Source organism: Bradyrhizobium sp. DN3 (genome assembly GCF_041357655.1).
Classification (GTDB): domain Bacteria; phylum Pseudomonadota; class Alphaproteobacteria; order Rhizobiales; family Xanthobacteraceae; genus Bradyrhizobium.
The window spans coordinates 1-18154 of record NZ_JAULLN010000015.1; the positions used below are offsets into that span (position 1 = coordinate 1).

An 18154-nucleotide genomic window follows, 5' to 3' on the forward strand; every position below is an offset into this window, starting at 1 on the left:
TCGAGATGGAGCTAAAATCGGCTTGAACGCCGTCCACTTTTTTGGGGGAAGATCATCTCGCTCGATTTTCGCCACACTTCGCGACGATTGCGCGTCTCGCTCGTTTAGTCCCGCCGCATCAAACGCTTCGCATCATCAGCCGCGCATCGCGCCGGCGATTGCCGTCTACTGTGCATGGGGTTGTTTTCGCAGTTTTTGTTTCGAGGGGCCCAAGGCCCTCAGCCCCAAGCTATCGATTCCCGCCAAACAGGCGGTCCATCAGCCAGCCATCAAGCCCTGCGGCTGCCTCGGGGCGCACATTGGCGCGCGTGGGGGACGGCGGGCGATAGCCGCCATTGTTCGCCGGTGCTGGTCCTGCCGCTGTCGGCGGTGACACCTGCGAGGCCGCCTGCGCGAGGTTCGACAGACCCCAGCTGGCTTGTGAATTCGGCAAGGCCGCCACCGGCACGCCCTCGTGCGCCGTGCGCATGAAGCGCGTCCAGACTTCGACCGGCAGGCCGCCGCCGGTCGCCTTCTTGGTCGGCGAGTTGTCGTCATTGCCGAGCCAGACGCCGGTGACGAGGTTGGCGGTGTAGCCGATGAACCAGGCGTCGCGGTAATCCTGGCTGGTGCCGGTCTTGCCGGCCGCCGGCCAGCCCGGGATCTCGGCCTTCTTGGCGGTACCTGATATCAGCGTCTCCCGCATCATCGAGTTCATCATGCCGACATAGCGGGGATCGATCACCTGATTGCGCTCGTCCGGCTGGCGCATGTAGAGCAGCTTGCCGCCCAGCGTCTTGATCCGCGTCACGACATGCGGCGTCACCGCGAGGCCGCCGTTGGCGAAGGGGGCATAGGCGCCGACCAGCTCGACCATGGAGACTTCCGAGGTGCCCAGCGCGATCGAGGCATTGGGCTCGAGTTTCGAGGAGATGCCGAGCCGGTGCGCGGTGCGCACCACGTTCTTCGGCCCGACCTCGAGGCCGAGGCGGATGGCAACCGTGTTGAGCGACATCGCCAGCGCCTGCGTCAGCGTCACCGCGCCGAAATATTCGTGGGTGTAGTTCTCAGGTCTCCAGCCCTTGACCTCGATCGGCGCGTCCTGGCGGACGGTATCCGGCGTCAGCCCCTGCTCGAGCGCAGTGAGATACACGAACGGCTTGAACGAGGAGCCCGGCTGGCGCTTCGCCGTGACCGCGCGGTTGTACTGGCTCTCGGAATAGTTCCGCCCGCCCACCATGGCGCGCACGGCGCCATCGGGCGCCATCGCCACCAGTGCGCCCTGGCTGACGTTGAACTTCACGCTCTTGGCCGCGAGCTCGTCGATGATGGCGGCTTCCGCCACGCTCTGGAGCTTTGGATCGATCGTGGTCTCGACCTTGATGCTCTCGTCGATCTGGCCGACCAGGTCGTCCAGCACTTCGCCGATCCAGTCGGCGACGTAATTGACCGTGCCGGCGCCGACCGGCTTCACCTCGTAGGAGGGATGGCCGATCGAGGCCTTGGCCTGCGCGTCGGTGATGAACTTTGCATCCGCCATCGCCGTCAGCACGATTTGCGCGCGCGCTTCGGCGCCTTCGGGATTACGATTCGGTGCGAGGCGCGAGGGCGATTTGACGAGGCCCGCCAGCATGGCCGCTTCAGCGATCGTGACGTTCTTGGCCGACTTGCCGAAATACTTCTGCGCCGCGGCCTCGACGCCGTAAGCGCCGGAGCCGAAATAGACGCGGTTGAGATAGAGCTCCAGAATCTCGTTCTTGGAATGCTTGCGCTCCAGCCAGATCGCCAGCTCCGCCTCCTGCAGCTTGCGCTGCATGGTGCGCTCCTGGGTCAGGAACAGGTTTTTCGCGAGCTGCTGCGTCAGCGTCGAGCCGCCCTGCGAGACGCCGCGATGGAGCACGTTGGTGACGAGGGCGCGCAGGATGCCGACCGGGTCGATGCCGAAATGCGAATAGAAGCGGCGGTCCTCGATGGCGATGAACGCTTTGGGTAAGTACGGCGGCAAATCCTTCAGCGCGATATTGGCGCCGGCCATCTCGCCGCGCTGCGCCAGTATGCTGCCGTCGATGCCGACGATCTGAATCGTCGGTGGGCGCTTGGGGATCTCCAGCGACTGGATCGGCGGCAGATGGGCGCCGACATAGACCACGACGCCGATCACGGCGATGACGCCCCACAGCCCGAGCACCGCGCCCCAATAGACCAGGCGGCCGAGGCTGAGGCCTCCGCGCGATTTCGATCGGCGTTTCGCGCCGCTGCGACCGGCCGGAGCCTTGCGCTCGCGCGGCGGCGGCTCGTCGCCTGCATCCTCGCTCTTGCGCTTGGCGGATGATTTCGCTGATTTCTTTGGCTTGTCCTCGCCGCCGGGAATGCGGTCCGCCGCGGTCAGGCGCAGATCGGCGAGCGCCGCGGGCAAGCCGAACAACGGCTCCTTCCGCCCACCCTTTTTCTTTCCCCACGCCATACGCAAAACGCCCGGTCAGCCCGCCCCGCCGCACGCTAGCGGTCGCTGTTTAAGGCCCGGTTACACAAAGCTTAACGCGCGATTAGGAGGTGCGGCATTCGCCGGCCGCAGTTCCGCTTCTGAGGCGCCGGAGCTAGGATCGCCCGCATCAAGAAAGAGGGAACTCGCATGGGCCACATCGATCCGACCAAGGAGATCTTCGCGCAATTCCGGGACAACGACCGCCCGGGCCCGATCCACATGCTCAACCTGGTGCGGTTGCGCAAGGAGGCGGCCTATCCGGACGGCCGCAAGGCCAGTGGCGCGGAAGCCTATGCGGCCTATGGCCGCGAGAGCGGCCCGGTGTTCGAGCGCCTCGGCGGCCGCATCGTCTGGCAAGGCAAATTCGAGCTGATGCTGATCGGCCCGCAGGACGAGCGCTGGGACCATTGCTTCATCGCCGAATACCCGAGCGTTGCTGCCTTCGTCGAGATGATCCGCGATCCCGTCTATCGCGAAGCGGTGAAGCATAGGCAGGCAGCGGTGGAGGATTCCCGGCTGATCCGCCACGCGGTGCTGCCGGTGGGGAAGAACTTTGGCGAGATACCTTCGTAGTGCGGATGGGCAAAGCGCCGAAGTGCGCGAATGCGCATTCCGGCGCGTGCCCACCACGTCTCATGCGATCGTGGAGAGGTGGTGGGCACGGCGCTGCGCGCCTTTGCCCACCCTACGAGACCACACTAACCCGACGGCCCGGTGTCTGCGATGATCGGTCCGAACAGCTCCCAGCGCTTGCCGTTGAACTTCATCATCTGCATCTGCTTGTTGATGCGATAGTCGTTCGGGCCCGTGGTGATCTTGATGCCGGGCAGCGCCAGGCTCGGCGTATAGCCCTTGATGCCGGCGACCTGCTTCATGACGTTCTCACGCGTCAGGTTGTCGCCGCATTGCTTCAGAACCTGCACCAGCAGCTCGGCCACCGAATAGGCGTAGGTGTTGACGGTGTTGAGCTTGTCGCCTTCCGGAAAATACTTGTCCATGAAGGCGAAGAAGGCCTTCACGCCCGGATCGTCCTTCCACTGGGGATCGCCGGGGTCCTTGCCGTAATTGGTGGAGATGATGCCCTTGGAGATGTCGAGGCCTGCGGGCTTCAACGTCGCCGACACCGGGCTCGCATTGATGTCGAGGATATGCACCGGGCTCCAGCCGAGGTCGGCAAGCTTCTTGATCGCCTGAGCCGCGAATTTCGGCGTCGACGCATCGTAGAACAGGTCGACGCCCATCGATTTCAGCTTGACCACCTGCGAGTCGACGGTCGGGTCGGTGACCTCATAGGAGACCTCGCCGACGATCATGCTGGCGGCCTTGTCGCCGAGGCCGCTCTTGAGGCCCGCGAGATAGTCGCGGCCCATGTCGTCATTCTGGTAGAGCACGCCGATCTTGGCGTTGGGATGATTGGCGAGAATGTATTTTGCGTAGATGCGCCCCTCGGACACGTAGTTGGGATTATAGGCGATGGTCCAGGGATAGTTCTGCGGGTCGTTGAACCGCGCCGCGCCGGTCGAGGCGAGGAGCTGCGGGATCTTCTTGCCGTTGAGATATTTCTGCACGGCGGCGTTCGCAGCGGTGCCGATCAGCTGGAAAGTGAACAGCACCTCGTCGCCTTCGACCAGCTTGCGCACCTGCTCGACAGTCTTCGGCGGCGAATAGGCGTCGTCATACTGGATCAAATTGATCTTGCGACCGTTGATGCCGCCCTGATCGTTGATCATCTTGAAATAGGCGGCCTGGGTCTTGCCGATATTGGCGTAGACGGAATAGGCGCCGGAGAACGGGACGGTCTGGCCGATCTTGATCTCGGTGTCGCTCGCGCCGGTGTCGTATTTCTTCTGGGCGAGGGCTTGGCTCGCTGAGAACGCGAAGGCGAGGGCCGTCGTGGCAGCTAGGAAGGCTCTGCGATTGGTCATATTGGGTCGTTCCTCCTGACGGAATTTTCGATCGATGGTCTTTGTCCGTTGATTGCAACGGTCGCCATCGCTGCCGAAGATTGTGGAGGAACGTTCGCCGCCGCGCAAGGATCACGGCGCTGCGCCGTAGCGTCTCAGGCCAAAAGCTAGGCCAGGAACAATGCTACCAGCGCAATCGCCGCCGGCAGCGCCTGCACCATCAGGATGCGTGTGCTGACGGCCGCGGCGCCATAAGCGCCGGCCGCGATCACGCAAAGCAGGAAGAACGCCTTGATCTGGAACGCGAAGGCGGGATTGCCGTGGACGAGACCCCAGAGCAGGCCGGCGGCGAGGAAGCCGTTATAGAGGCCCTGATTGGCGGCCAGCACCTTCGTCATCGCGGCCTTGTCAGGCGTGTTGCGAAACACCTTCAAGCCCAGCGGCTTGTCCCAGAGAAACATCTCCAGGATCAGGAAGAAGGCATGCAGGATGGCGACCAGCGCCACCAGAAGATTGGCGATCAAATTCAAGTTGAGCTCCCCCAAAAGCGTCAGCTTTCGGGTGGACGTTAGCACGGCCGGCATGGCAAGTGCGACGGACGTATTTCGATGCAACGGTGCCGCAATGCCCGCTCGATCAACCAAAACGCCTGAACGCTTCGGTCTCGATCGCCTGGCGACGCCGATCGGCATCGCCCTGCTCGTCACCGACGCCGAGGGCGTGTTGCGCGCGCTCGATTGGGAAGACTACGAGCACCGCATGCGCAAGCTGTTGCGCCTGCATTATGGCGCGGTGGACCTCATCGATCAGCCTGCGCCGACGCAGATGCGGACTGCGCTGTCGCGCTATTTTGAAGGCGATCTCGGCCAGCTCTCGGCCATCGCATGGCGCATTGCCGGCACGTCGTTCCAGCAAAAGGTCTGGACCGCGCTCGCGCAAATCCCCACCGGGACCACGATGAGCTACGGCGCGCTTGCCGCAAGGATCGATATGCCCAAAGCCATTCGCGCCGTCGGCCACGCCAACGGCTCCAATCCGATCAGCGTGGTGCTGCCCTGCCACCGCCTGATCGGCGCGGATGGCTCACTGGTGAAGTACGGCGGAGGGCTCGAGCGCAAGCGCTGGCTGCTGCGGCATGAAGGGGTGGAGGTTTAGCTCTCTCCTCTCGTCATTCCGGGGTGCCGCGGAGCGGCGAGCCATGGGTGCGCAATTGCGCACCGGAGAATCTATCGCGCCACCGACTCTGCGGATGAATGGATTCCGGGCTCGCGCTACGCGCGCCCCGGAATGACGGACGAGGGTCACGCCGCCGGCTGCACCGCCTTGTCGCCGGCCATCACATGGGTCAGCGCGCTCTTGATGGCGGCCTGCCGCGTCGGCGCGTTGATCTGCGCGCCCAGCAGGTCGGTGACGTAGAACACGTCGCGCGCGCGCTCGCCGAAGGTCGCGACATGGGCCGAGGCGATGTTGAGGTTGAGCTTCGAGATCGCCGTGGTCAGCTCGTAGAGCAGGCCGGGGCGGTCGAGACCGGAGACCTCGATCACGGTGTAGCGGTCGGACCATTGGTTGTTGATGGTCACTTCCGGCTCGATCACGAAGGGCTTCGCCTTGCTGCGCACGGTGCGCCGCGCCACAACCTCCGGCAGGCGCAGCTTGCCTTCCAGCACGTCCTCGATCATCTCGCCGATGCGCGTGGCGCGCCGTCCCTCGTCCTCGTCGCGGTCATATTCCCGGGAGATCGAGATCGTGTCGAGCGCGCGGCCGTCGGTCGTGGTGTAGATCTGGGCGTCGACGATGTTGGCACCGGCCGAGGCGCAGGCACCGGCGATGATCGACAGCAGCCAGGGATGGTCGGCCGCGAAGATCGTGAGCTCGGTGACGCCGCGCACCTCGTCGAAGCCGACATTGATCGCGAGCTTGTGGCCGGCCTGCTCGCTGGAGCGGACGAAGCGGGCATGGCGGATCTTGCGCGGCAGCTCGACCTTGAGCCAATAGGCCGGATAGTGCCGGCCGATATAGGCATCGAGCTCGTCCTCCGGCCATTCGGCGAAGGCCATGCGGAATTCGGCGTACGCGGCGGCGAGGCGCTTGCCGCGATCGACTTCCGAAAAGCCGCCGGTGAGCACCGGCTCGGTCTCGTAATAGAGTGAGCGCAGCAGCTGCGCCTTCCAGCCGTTCCACACGCCCGGGCCGACGCCGCGGATGTCGGCGGTGGTGAGGATCGTCAGGAGCTTCATCTGCTCGACCGACTGCACCACGGCGGCGAAGTTCTCGATCGTTTTACGATCCGAAAGGTCGCGCGACTGCGCCACCGTGGACATCGTCAGGTGTTCCTCGATCAGCCAGGCCACCAGCTCGGTATCGGCCGGGCTGAAGCCGAGCCGCGGGCACAGCCGCCGCGCCACCTTGGCGCCGGCAATCGAGTGATCCTCGGGCCGGCCCTTGGCGACGTCGTGCAGCAGCGTCGCGATGTAGATCACCGCGCGGTGCTCGGGCCTCGTCTTGCGCATCAAATCGCTGGCCAGCGCGAACTCCTCGATGCCGCCGCGTTCGATGTCCTGGAGGAAGCCGATGCAGCGGATCAGGTGCTCGTCGACGGTGTAGTGATGATACATATTGAACTGCATCATCGAGACGATCTTGCCGAAGGCGCGGATGAATTGCCCGAGCACGCCGGTCTCGTTCATCCGCCGCAGCACGGTCTCGGCGTCGTTGGAGGTCAGGATCTCCATGAACAGCCGGTTGGCCTCGGGATTTTCGCGTAAGGTCCCGTTGACCAGGCCGAGCGAGCGCGTCACGTCGCGCATCGCATCGGGATGAAAGGCGAGGTTGTTCTTCTGCGCCAGGCGGAAGATGCGGATCAAATTGACCGGATCGTGCTTGAAGACGTCGGGCGCGGCGATGTTGATGCGGTTGTTGTCGACGATGAAGTCGTCGCTATCAGGCACGCGCCGCTTCACGGTGCTGGGTCGCAGCCGCGCCATCATCCGGCTCAGCACCGGCGCCGGCTTGGCCTGCTGGTCCTCGAGCTTGGCGCAGAGGATGGCGGTGAGGTTGCCGACTTCCTTGGCAACCAGGAAGTAATGCTTCATGAAGCGCTCGACGTCCTGCATGCCGGGATGCGAGGTGTAGCCGAGTCGGACCGCGATCTCGCGCTGCAGATCGAAGGAGAGGCGCTCTTCGGCGCGATTGCAGTAGAAATGCAGATTGCAGCGCACCGACCAGAGGAAATCGGCGCAGCGGCGGAAGCTGCGGTATTCCTGCGCGTCGAACACGCCGCGCTCGACCAGCTCGTCGGTGTCGCGGACCCGATAGACATACTTTGCGATCCAGAACAGCGTGTGCAGGTCGCGCAGGGCGCCCTTGCCGTCCTTGACGTTGGGTTCGACCAGATAGCGCGATTGGCCGCCGCGGCGATGTCGCTCCTCGCGCTCGGCGAGTTTGGCGGTGACGAATTCGGACGCCGTGCCCTGCACCACTTCCTTGTCGAAGCGCTCTACCAATTCGTCATAGAGCGGCTTGTCGCCGGTCAGGAAGCGCGTCTCAAGGATCGCGGTGCGGATCGTCATGTCGCCGCGCGCCTGGCGGATCGATTCGTCGACGGAGCGGGTGGCGTGGCCGACCTTCAGCCCCATGTCCCAGAGGCAGTAGAGGATGGCTTCGGCGACCTGCTCGCCCCAGGCGGTCTGCTTGTAGGGCAGGATGAACAAGAGATCGATGTCGGATTCCGGCGCCATCAGGCCGCGGCCATAGCCGCCGGTTGCCACCACCGCCATACGCTCGGCGCCGCTCGGGATCGGCGAGCGGTAGAGATGCCGCGTTGCCGCTGAATAGAGGATGCGGATGATCTCGTCCTGGACATGGCACAGCCGCTCGGCGCAGCGGCGGCCGTGACGGTCCTTCAGCAGGATCGCCTGTGCCGCGGCGCGCGAGGCGATCAGCTCGGCCTTGAGCAATTGCGCCATGGCCGTGCGGAACGTGTCCTCGCGGCCCTCGTGCTTTTCGGCGAGCGCATCGACCGCGGCGGTGATCCGCGCGGTGTCGAAGCGGTCATCCGTCTCTGGCTTCTGCTCAATCGCGACGCTGTCCATGTCTCACCGGATATAAGAGGCGGCAGGCGCTGTCACCCGCCATTCTCTGGCAATAGCCGTTCCATGCTGGAAAGCTGCGGCTTTGGGCAAATCCCTTCTCGGGCCGCGCGCTTGCAAGGGACGGATTTTCTCGTTGACCTCTAGACATAACTCCTTGAAAAACAATGAAGTTTTGGAGGGGTTGGGCATGACCAGGATTACACGACGCATTCTGTTGGCGGGAGCCGTCGCGCTCGCAATGACCCCTGCGGCACGGGCGGCGGATCCGCTCAAGGAGATCCGCATCGACTGGGCGACCTACAATCCGGTTTCGATGGTCCTGAAGCAGAAGGGCCTGCTGGAGAAGGAGTTCGCCAAGGATGGCATCACCATCACCTGGGTGCAGTCGGCCGGCTCCAACAAGGCGCTCGAATTCCTCAACGCCGGCTCGATCGATTTCGGCTCGACCGCGGGCTCGGCGGCGCTGGTCGCCCGCATCAACGGCAACCCGATCAAATCGATCTACGTTTATTCGCGTCCCGAATGGACGGCGCTGGTGACATCAAAGGATTCCAAGATCGCGAGCGTTGCGGACCTCAAGGGCAAGCGCGTTGCGGTGACGCGCGGCACCGATCCGCACATCTTCCTGGTGCGCGCCCTGCTTGGCGCGGGTCTCACCGAAAAGGACATCACGCCGGTGCTGCTCCAGCATGCCGACGGCAAGACCGCGCTGATCCGCGGCGACGTCGATGCCTGGGCCGGGCTCGATCCGATGATGGCGCAGGCCGAGGTCGAGGAGGGCGCCAAGCTGTTCTATCGCAAGGCCGACGCCAACACCTGGGGCATCCTCAATGCGCGCGAGCAGTTCTTGAAGGACTATCCGGATGCCGCCCGCCGCGTGCTCGCGGTGTATGATGACGCGCGCAAATATTCGCTGGCGAACTACGATGAGCTGAAGAAGACCTTCATCGCGGTGACCAAGCTGCCGGAGGCCGTCGTCGACAAGCAGCTGAAGGAGCGCACCGAGCTGACCCACAACCGCATCGGCGCGCCCCAGCGCGAGTCGATCCTCGCCGCTGGCCTCGCGCTCCAGCAAGCCGGCGTCGTCGGTGCCAAGGTCGATGTGAAGGCGACGCTGGACGCCCTGATCGACGACCAGGTCCCGCTGCCGACGAATTAGTTCGCAGAGAAGAGGCAAGCGCGCGCAACAAACTCCGCTGTCGTCCCGGCGTAGGCCGGGACCCATACCCACCGAGCGTGGTTATTGCGCGAAGGCGGTCACTCCGAGTCCCCATAACCACGTCTCCTTGTGGTTATGGGTCCCGGGACGACAGGCGGGGCACGCGGCAATAGGAGTGTTGCATTCCCCGACCAGACGCGCTTGCTAGAACCATGATCTCCGACGCGCCAGTCCTGCAACAATCCTCTGATACGGCCGACAGCGTTGCCGCGCCTTCGCGCGTCGCACGTTATGCGCGACCGATGCTGGGGCTGTTGCTGCCGCTGACGCTGGCGCTTGGCTGGGAGCTCGTGGTCTGGCTCGGCTGGTCCAACGGACGTCTGGTGCCGCCGCCCTCGCGCGTGTTGGCCACCATCACGGAGCTCGCCCGCTCCGGCGAGCTGGTCCGCCACATCACAGCGACGCTGGGGCGGGTCGGGCTCGGTTTTGCCTTCGGCGTCGTCGCAGGCACGCTGTTAGGTGCCATTTCCGGCTATTGGTCGCTGGCGCGGCGGTTGCTCGATCCGACCGTGCAGGCGCTGCGCGCGATCCCTTCGCTCGCCTGGGTGCCGCTGTTCATTCTCTGGCTCGGCATCTTCGAGACCTCGAAGATCGTGCTGATCGCGGTCGGCGTGTTCTTCCCGGTCTATCTCGGCGTGATGGGCGCGATCCTTTCGGTCGATCGCAAGATCGTCGAGGTCGGCCGCACCTTCCGTCTCTCCGGGGTCGCCATGATTCGCCGCATCCTGTTGCCCGCGGTGCTGCCGGCCTATGTCGTGTCTTTGCGCGTCGGCCTCGGTTTGGGGTGGATGTTCGTGGTGGCGGCCGAGCTGATCGGCGCCTCCGAAGGGCTCGGCTATCTCCTGCTCGACGGCCAGCAGCTCGGCAAGCCCGCGCAGATCCTCGCGGCCATCGTGATCTTCGCCATCCTCGGCAAGCTCACGGACTGGCTGATCGAGGTTGCCGCCGCGCCCTTCCTGCGCTGGCAGGACGCCTTCTCCCGCGCGAAAGGAGCTTGAGACGATGCTCGCGCTCGACCGGGTCAGCAAGACCTATCCCAACGGCGTGCAGGCGCTGGCGCGCTTCTCCGCCCAGATCCGCCAAGGCGAGATCATCGCCATTATCGGCGGCTCGGGCTGCGGCAAGTCAACGTTGCTGCGCGCCATCGCCGGGCTCGACCGCGCCAGCTCCGGCACGGTGACGCTCGATGATGAGGCGATCAGTTCGCCCCACGCCAAGATCGGCATCATCTTCCAGGAACCGCGGCTTTTGCCCTGGCTCAGCGTTGCCGACAATATCGGCTTCGGTCTTGCCGATCTGCCCGCCGCCGAGCGGCGCGAGAAGGTGGCGCGCGCGCTCGAGCGCGTCGGGCTCACTGACAAGGCGCAGGCCTGGCCGCGCGAGCTCTCCGGCGGACAGGCACAGCGCGTCGCGATCGCACGCGCGCTGGTGCCGCAGCCTGAGGTGTTGCTGCTCGATGAGCCCTTCTCCGCACTCGACGCTTTCACCCGCCGCGACCTCCAGGATCATCTGCTCGACCTCTGGGCCGACACGCGGCCGACCCTGATCCTCGTCACGCATGACGTCGACGAGGCCGTGGTGCTCGCCGATCGCGTGCTGGTGATGCGGCCGCGGCCGGGCCGGCTGTTCGACCAGATCGAGATCAATCTGGGCCGGCCGCGCGACCGCAACTCGCCGCTGTTCGAGAATTTCAAGCGAAGTGTGCTGACATCGCTCGACCGTTCACTCGACCGCGGCGTGCCCGACCGTGACGCAACCCAGGGTCCCGGTCAGGCCATGTGGTGGTGACAATTCGCCTTCAAGCCGGTACATCGAGGAGCAATCTTTCCGGGAGAGAACGAACATGGACGCTGCCCAATTGCGCCAGATGCAGGCCCCGATCAAGGAGCGCTACAAGACCGATCCCAAGGCTGCGCTGATCACGCTGAAGGCCAAGGGCTCGACCGACAGCGACGGCATCGCGTGCAAGGTCGAGACCGGCCGCGCCATCGCAATGGCCGGCCTCCATCCCGCCACCGGCGGCTCCGGCCTCGAGCTCTGCTCCGGCGACATGTTGCTGGAAGCGCTGGTCGCCTGTGCCGGCGTCACGCTGAAATCGGTTGCGACCGCGATCGAGGTGCCGCTTAGGACCGGCAATGTCTATGCCGAGGGCGACCTCGACTTCCGCGGCACGCTCGGCGTCGACAAGGAGACCCCGGTCGGCTTCGCCGAGATCCGCCTGCGCTTCGAGGTCGACACGGATGCGCCGCAAGACAACCTCGATCTGTTGCTGAAACTCACCGAGCGATATTGCGTGGTCTATCAGACCATCAAGAACGGCCCGAAGGTGTCGGTGTCGATGCAGCAGATGTGACTCTCTGTACCCTCCCCTGGAGGGGGAGGGTCGATCGCGCGCAGCGCGAGCGGGGTGGGGTGATCTCTCCACTCGGGCACCGTCTCCGTCGAGAGACTGTCACCCCACCCCGCCTCATATTTCGCTGCGCTCCATATGAGCCGACCCTCCCCCTCCAGGGGAGGGTAAGAAGCCAAAAATGTCCCCCGACCTCCACTTCATCTTCTTCCTTCTCCTGCGTATGGCGATCGCCGCGGCGTTCGTGGTGACGGCGTCGATCATCACTGAACGCTCCGGCCCGGTGATCGGCGCGTTGGTGGCGACACTGCCGATCTCGGCGGGGCCTTCCTATGTCTTCCTCGCGCTCGACCATGACGCCGCCTTCATCGCGCAAGGCGCGCTGTCGAGCCTTCCGGTGAACGCCGCGACGATCGTCCTTGGCCTCTCTTATGTCGTGCTGGCGCAGCGGAACAATCTGCTGGTGAGTGCCGGCAGCGCAGTTGCGGTGTGGATCGTGCTGGCCTCCATCATCCGCCTGTTCGACTGGACCTTGACGGCCGGGCTCGCCGTGAACCTGATTGCCTTCGGCATCTGCATTCCGCTGCTCGCTAAGTACCGCCACGTGAAGATGCCGTTGGTCACGCGTCGCTGGTACGACATTCCGTTCCGCGCCGCGCTGGTGGCGACGCTGGTCGCGATCGTGGTTTCGACGTCGGGCTGGGTCGGCCCGCGGGTCTCCGGCGTCATCGCGCTCTACCCGATCGTCTTCACCAGCATGATGGTGATCCTGCATCCGCGCATCGGCGGCCCGCCGACCGCCGCGGTGCTCGCCAACTCTGCCTGGGGCCTGCTCGGGTTCGGTATGGCGATTGCGGTGATGCATGTCGGCGCCGCAAACTTCGGCTCCGCGATCGGCCTCAGCATGGGTCTCGCCACCTGCATCGTCTGGAATCTGACGCTGTGGTGGAACGGGCGAAGGAAGCGGCTGGCGGCTGCGTGAGCTTCGACCCTTCGTAGGGTGGGCAAAGGCGCGCATTTCGCGCGCCGTGCCCACCATCTGCCTGCGGATTCGCCGTTGCATGGTGGGCACGCTTCCGCCTTCGCTCTTCGAGCTACGGCGGACAAGTCGCTTTGCCCACCCTACGGCACTATGACTGCTTCGGCAGCCTCGCCTTCAACGCATACAGCGCGTCCAGCGCCTCGCGTGGCGACATCTCGTCGGGATGTAACGCCTTCACGGCTTCCATCAAAAGCTCCGCTTCGCTCGGCGGCGCGGCTTCCGCGGCGGCGCGCGAGGGCACGGCGAACAGCGGCAGATCGTCGGCGAGCGCGCGGGCGGTCTGGCCGCGATCCTGGGCCTCCAGCTTCGCCAGCACCGATTTGGCGCGGGTGATCACGGCCGGCGGCAGCCCGGCGAGCTTGGCGACCTGGATGCCGTAGGAGCGGTCGGCCGAGCCCGGCAGCACCTCGTGCAGGAACACGACGTTGCCCTGCCACTCCTTCACCCGCACGGTGGCGTTGAACATGCGCGGCAGCTTGGCCGAGAGCGCGGTCAGCTCGTGATAGTGCGTCGCGAACAGCGTGCGGCAGCGGTTGCTCTCGTGCAGATGCTCGATCGCGGCCCACGCGATCGAGAGGCCGTCGAAGGTCGCGGTGCCGCGGCCGATCTCGTCGAGGATCACGAGTGCGCGCTCGCCGGCCTGGTTCAGGATCGCCGCGGTCTCGACCATCTCGACCATGAAGGTGGAGCGGCCGCGGGCGAGATCGTCGGCGGCGCCGACGCGCGAGAACAGGCGATCGACGATGCCGATCCGCGCCCGCGTCGCCGGCACGAAACTGCCGATCTGCGCCATCAGGGCAATCAGCGCGTTCTGGCGCAGGAAAGTCGATTTACCGGCCATGTTGGGACCGGTGAGCAGCCAGAGCTGGCCGGACTTCTGTCCAGGCGCTGGCGACAGGTCGCAGGCATTGGCGATGAACGGCTCGCCATTGCGCTTGAGCGCCTGCTCCACCACGGGATGGCGGCCGGCCTCGATGGCAAAGCCGAGCGAGGTGTCGACCTCGGGCCGCACATAGTTCTCGTCGACCGCAAGCTTGGCGAGGGACGTCGCGACATCGAGCAGCGCAAAGCCGTGCGCGGCGGCGCGCAAGTCTTCACTGATCTCGAGCGCCTTGGCGGACAGCCGCTCGAAGATTTCGAGCTCGAGCCCGAGCGCGCGGTCGCCGGCATTGGCGATCTTGGCCTCGATCTCCCCGAGTTCGGAGGTCGTGAAGCGCACCTGGCCCGCCAGCGTCTGGCGATGAATGAAGGTCGCATTCAGCGGCGGCGACATCAGCTTGTCGCCGTGCTGCGCGGTCACTTCGACGAAATAGCCGAGCACGTTGTTGTGCCGGATCTTTAGGGCCTTCACGCCGGTTTGGTCGGCGTAGCGGGCCTGCATCGAGGCCACCACCATGCGCGAGGCATCGCGCAGGTTGCGGGCTTCGTCCAGCGCAGGCTCGTAACCCTGGCGCACGAAGCCGCCATCGCGCTTGATCAGCGGCAGTTGCTCGTCGAGTGCGCTGGCAAATTCGGATGCGAGCTCGCGCGACGGCTTTTGCAGCGCCGCCATGACCGCGGCGATCTCGTGCGGTGGCTGGTCGAGTTCGGACAGCCGCGTCAGCACCTGGTCGGCTGCGATGATGCCGTCGCGGATGCCGGCGAGGTCGCGCGGCCCGCCGCGGCCGACCGAGAGACGGGCCAGCGCCCGCGACATGTCGGGCGCGCCGCGCAGGATGCTGCGGATGTCTTCGCGCGTTGCCGAATCGGCAACGAAGGTGCTGACGGCGTCGAGCCGCCGCGCGATCGCTGGCGCGTCGGTCAGCGGCGCCGCCAGACGCTGGGCCAGCAGGCGCGAGCCGGCCGAGGTCACCGTGCAGTCGATGGCGTCGAGCAGCGAGCCGCGTCGCTCGCCCGCGAGCGTGCGCGTCAATTCGAGATTGGCGCGGGTGGCGGGATCGATCGCCATGGTCGCGCCCGAGGCCTCGCGCGCTGGCGGCGACAGCGGTGGATGCTTGCCGACCTGGGTGCGGTCGACATAGGTGACGGCGGCGGCCGCAGCCGTGGCTTCCAGCCGCGTCAGCTGCGCCAGCCCGTCCATGGTCGCGACCGCGAAATAATCGCACAGCCGCTTTTCGGCGGTGGCACCGTCGAAGACGTCGCGGGTCAGCGGCGTCACCGCCGGCAGCTCGCGCAGGGTCTGTCCGAGCTCGCTGTCGTTGTAGAGCGCGTCGGTGACGATCGCCTCGTTCGGATTGATGCGCGCCAGCGTCGCGGCAAGCTCGCCGCCCGAACACTCCGTCACCATGAACTCGGCGGTGGAGATGTCGATCCAGGCAAGGCCAAACCGGTCGCCGCCGGCGGAAGAGCGGGCGCGCGCGATTGCCAGCAGGTAGTTGTTGGCACGCGCGTCGAGCAGCGTGTCCTCCGTCAGCGTGCCCGGCGTGACCAGCCGCACCACGCCGCGGCGCACCACGCTCTTGTTGCCGCGCGCTTTCGCCGCGGCGGGGTCCTCGGTCTGCTCGCACACGGCGACGCGGTGGCCGGCCGATATCAGGCGGTGCAGATAATCCTCGGAGCGCTCGACCGGCACGCCGCACATCGGGATATCCGCGCCCTGATGCTTGCCGCGCTTGGTCAAGACGATGCCGAGCGTCTTCGAGGCGATCTCGGCGTCCTCGAAGAACAGCTCGTAAAAGTCTCCCATCCGGTAGAACAGCAGCAATCCCTGATGCGCCGCCTTGATTTCAAGGTACTGTTCCATCATCGGCGTCACGCGCGCGGCGGCTTCCGCCGGCGGAGCGGGCGTGGATTCGGGCTCTGGCGCGGGAATGGGCTGTTGCATTGTCATCAGAGCGTTTTCGAGTGAAGTGGGCACCGGTTCGCGTGAAGAAAACGCGTCAAAAAACAAGAGCCTTGGAGTGCGGTTCTGACCGCGCTCCAAGCGGCGCAACCTACAAAATTTCGCCCCTCGCTCCTATCGCTTTGGCCGGAGAGGCGAGGTTTTCCACGTTGTCCGCACGGCGGCATGCGTGGCGGACGGCAGGCCCTGCAAAACGCACGCGAAACCGTCAATTGACCTGCCGCGGGCGCCCTCCTAAAACTCCGCGGACATCGAAGAATTTGGGCCGGATCGCGGCATTCAGGGAGAACAACGATGCGTGACGTCTTTATCTGCGATGCCGTGCGGACCCCGATCGGCCGGTTCGGCGGCTCACTCGCCAAGGTGCGCGCCGATGACCTCGCCGCTACCCCGATCAAGGCGCTGATGGCCAAGCATCCCAATCTCGACTGGGCCCAGGTCGATGAAGTGTTCTTCGGCTGCGCCAATCAGGCCGGCGAGGACAATCGCAACGTCGCGCGTATGGCGCTGTTGCTGGCGGGCTTGCCGGATTCGGTTCCCGGCCAGACCCTGAACCGGCTTTGCGCCTCCGGCCTCGATGCGGTCGGCGCTGCGGGGCGCGCGATCCGCTCCGGCGAGATCGAGCTTGCGATTGCCGGCGGCGTCGAATCCATGACCCGTGCTCCCTTCGTGATGAGCAAGGCGCAGGAGGCGTTCTCGCGCTCGGCCGAGATCTTCGACACCACGATCGGCTGGCGCTTCATCAATCCGCTGCTCAAGGCGCAGTACGGCGTCGATGCGATGCCGGAGACCGGCGAGAACGTCGCCGAGGAATTCCAGGTCTCGCGCGCCGACCAGGATGCCTTCGCCATCCGCTCGCAGCAGCGCGCGGGCGCGGCGATTGCGGCCGGCTATTTTGCGGAAGAGATCACGCCGATCACCATTCCCGGCGGCAAGGCCGGCCCCATCACAGTCGACAAGGACGAGCATCCGCGCCCCGAGACGACGCTGGAGGGTCTCGCCAAGCTGAAGCCGATCGTGCGCAATCTCGGCACGGTCACTGCCGGCAACGCCTCCGGCGTCAATGACGGCGCCGCCGCAATGATCCTCGCATCCGAAGCTGCGGTGAAGAGGCACGGTCTGACGCCCCGCGCGCGCATTCTCGGCCTCGCCTCGGCCGGCGTGCCGCCGCGCATCATGGGCATTGGACCTGTGCCGGCGACTCGCAAGCTGATGGAGCGGCTCGGCAAGAAGATCAGCGATTTCGATTTGATCGAGCTGAACGAAGCCTTCGCTTCGCAAGGCATCGCCTGCATGCGTCAGCTCGGCGTGCCTGATGATGCCGACTTCGTCAATCCGCATGGTGGCGCCATCGCGCTCGGCCATCCCCTCGGCATGAGCGGCGCCCGTCTCGCGCTCACCGCCGTGCATGGCATGGAAAAGCGCGGCGGCAAGCTCGCGCTGGCCACGATGTGCGTCGGCGTCGGCCAGGGTGTCGCGGTCGCGATCGAGAAGCTGAATTGAGCTCTTTCCATCTCTCTCCCCGTTCTTTCGGGGAGAGAGGAAAACGAGTGCCTCAATAGCAATACGACACGCCATCCAGAATCGCGCACTGCCGCTTGTTCGGTGCGTTGGGATCATCCAGCGGCACGATGCCCTTGCCCTGGCCGACGAACACGCCGGGCCCGACATGCACCGAGCTCTTGTTGCCGATGATCACGCTCGGATGCGGCGTCGAGCTCGAGCGGGTACCGTCCGGCCAGATGATGGCATCGCCCGAAAGCACCCCACGCCGCCCGTCGTCGCAGCTCACGTCAACGCCCTGCCGGGTGCAGACCTGCGCCATCGCCGGCGCGGCGACGGCGATACCCAGGGCCGAAATCAGGCTCAGCGCAGTGATGGTCTTGCAGACGGTCATGGCATCCCCCTGGCGGTTTGGCGTCCTCACGTGAATCGTCGCCCCAAACCCGCCGCAGGTTCAGCCGGCGGGCGGATCGGGCGTCGATCGGTATCAGATATTCTCTCGTAAATACAATATGTTGCGGAAAATTCGCCCGATTTACCCGCGATCCCTTGCAAAATCGTCGGCGCCCCTTCAAGAGAGGGCGCTCCGGAGAGATGGCCGAGTGGCTTAAGGCGCACGCTTGGAAAGCGTGTGTGCGGGAAACCGTACCGTGGGTTCGAATCCCACTCTCTCCGCCATTTGCGCGATTTCATGCGCCAAACTACGATTTCGCGCGCTTGGGTTCGTTAGCCCATTGCT

14 protein-coding genes and 1 tRNA gene are annotated in these 18154 nt (G+C 65.3%); 9 read left to right on the plus strand and 6 right to left on the minus strand.

All coding sequences use genetic code 11. The features are described 5' to 3' along the window. Positions 1-229: 229 nt before the first annotated feature. Positions 230-2443: a transglycosylase domain-containing protein gene (locus tag AAE027_RS21890; protein ID WP_370990147.1), complete on the minus strand. Its 2214-nt coding sequence runs from the start codon at positions 2441-2443 to the stop codon at positions 230-232. A 168-nt stretch (positions 2444-2611) separates the two neighbouring features. Between AAE027_RS21890 and AAE027_RS21895 the strand changes: the two genes are divergently transcribed. Then, positions 2612-3037: a DUF1330 domain-containing protein gene (locus tag AAE027_RS21895; protein ID WP_091893856.1), complete on the plus strand. Its 426-nt coding sequence runs from the start codon at positions 2612-2614 to the stop codon at positions 3035-3037. Positions 3038-3162: 125 nt separating this feature from the next. On the opposite strand, the gene AAE027_RS21900 is transcribed toward AAE027_RS21895, so the two are convergent. Together AAE027_RS21900 and AAE027_RS21905 are read right to left on the minus strand one after the other, a co-directional pair. Beyond that, complete coding sequence (locus tag AAE027_RS21900) at positions 3163-4389, minus strand: ABC transporter substrate-binding protein (protein WP_370990146.1); 1227 nt, start codon at positions 4387-4389, stop codon at positions 3163-3165. 146 nt (positions 4390-4535) lie between these two features. Continuing rightward, complete coding sequence (locus AAE027_RS21905) at positions 4536-4952, minus strand: DUF1304 domain-containing protein (protein ID WP_370990145.1); 417 nt, start codon at positions 4950-4952, stop codon at positions 4536-4538. 40 nt (positions 4953-4992) lie between these two features. Between AAE027_RS21905 and AAE027_RS21910 the strand changes: the two genes are divergently transcribed. Next, complete coding sequence (locus AAE027_RS21910) at positions 4993-5523, plus strand: methylated-DNA--[protein]-cysteine S-methyltransferase (protein WP_370990144.1); 531 nt, start codon at positions 4993-4995, stop codon at positions 5521-5523. 146 nt (positions 5524-5669) lie between these two features. Here AAE027_RS21910 and AAE027_RS21915 read toward each other — a convergent pair whose 3' ends face one another. After that, positions 5670-8459: a [protein-PII] uridylyltransferase gene (locus AAE027_RS21915; protein WP_370990143.1), complete on the minus strand. Its 2790-nt coding sequence runs from the start codon at positions 8457-8459 to the stop codon at positions 5670-5672. A 187-nt stretch (positions 8460-8646) separates the two neighbouring features. Between AAE027_RS21915 and AAE027_RS21920 the strand changes: the two genes are divergently transcribed. From AAE027_RS21920 to AAE027_RS21940, 5 genes are all read left to right on the plus strand, one after another. Continuing rightward, the gene (locus tag AAE027_RS21920; protein ID WP_370990142.1) at positions 8647-9618 is read left to right on the plus strand and encodes an aliphatic sulfonate ABC transporter substrate-binding protein; all 972 of its coding nucleotides are present in this window, start codon (positions 8647-8649) and stop codon (positions 9616-9618) included. A gap of 212 nt (positions 9619-9830) precedes the next feature. Then, a complete protein-coding gene (locus AAE027_RS21925) occupies positions 9831-10676 on the plus strand; it encodes an ABC transporter permease (RefSeq protein ID WP_370990141.1) in 846 nt (281 codons plus the stop codon). 4 nt (positions 10677-10680) lie between these two features. Next, positions 10681-11466, plus strand: a complete 786-nt coding sequence (locus AAE027_RS21930) for an ABC transporter ATP-binding protein (protein WP_370990140.1) — start codon at positions 10681-10683, stop codon at positions 11464-11466. 55 nt (positions 11467-11521) lie between these two features. Further along, positions 11522-12031, plus strand: coding sequence for an OsmC family protein (locus tag AAE027_RS21935; RefSeq protein WP_370990139.1), 510 nt, complete (start codon positions 11522-11524; stop codon positions 12029-12031). A 178-nt stretch (positions 12032-12209) separates the two neighbouring features. Next, positions 12210-13010: a hypothetical protein gene (locus AAE027_RS21940; RefSeq protein ID WP_370990138.1), complete on the plus strand. Its 801-nt coding sequence runs from the start codon at positions 12210-12212 to the stop codon at positions 13008-13010. 148 nt (positions 13011-13158) lie between these two features. On the opposite strand, the gene mutS is transcribed toward AAE027_RS21940, so the two are convergent. Beyond that, positions 13159-15900 carry a DNA mismatch repair protein MutS gene (gene mutS / locus AAE027_RS21945; protein ID WP_370990137.1) on the minus strand — a complete coding sequence of 914 codons (2742 nt, stop codon included), beginning with the start codon at positions 15898-15900 and terminating at the stop codon, positions 13159-13161. Positions 15901-16206: 306 nt separating this feature from the next. Between mutS and pcaF the strand changes: the two genes are divergently transcribed. Further along, positions 16207-17415: a 3-oxoadipyl-CoA thiolase gene (gene pcaF / locus AAE027_RS21950; RefSeq protein WP_370990136.1), complete on the plus strand. Its 1209-nt coding sequence runs from the start codon at positions 16207-16209 to the stop codon at positions 17413-17415. Positions 17416-17467: 52 nt separating this feature from the next. On the opposite strand, the gene AAE027_RS21955 is transcribed toward pcaF, so the two are convergent. Then, a complete protein-coding gene (locus AAE027_RS21955) occupies positions 17468-17809 on the minus strand; it encodes a hypothetical protein (RefSeq protein WP_370990135.1) in 342 nt (113 codons plus the stop codon). 194 nt (positions 17810-18003) lie between these two features. Here AAE027_RS21955 and AAE027_RS21960 point away from each other — a divergent pair. Beyond that, a tRNA-Ser gene (locus AAE027_RS21960) sits at positions 18004-18093 on the plus strand. Positions 18094-18154: the final 61 nt, after the last annotated feature.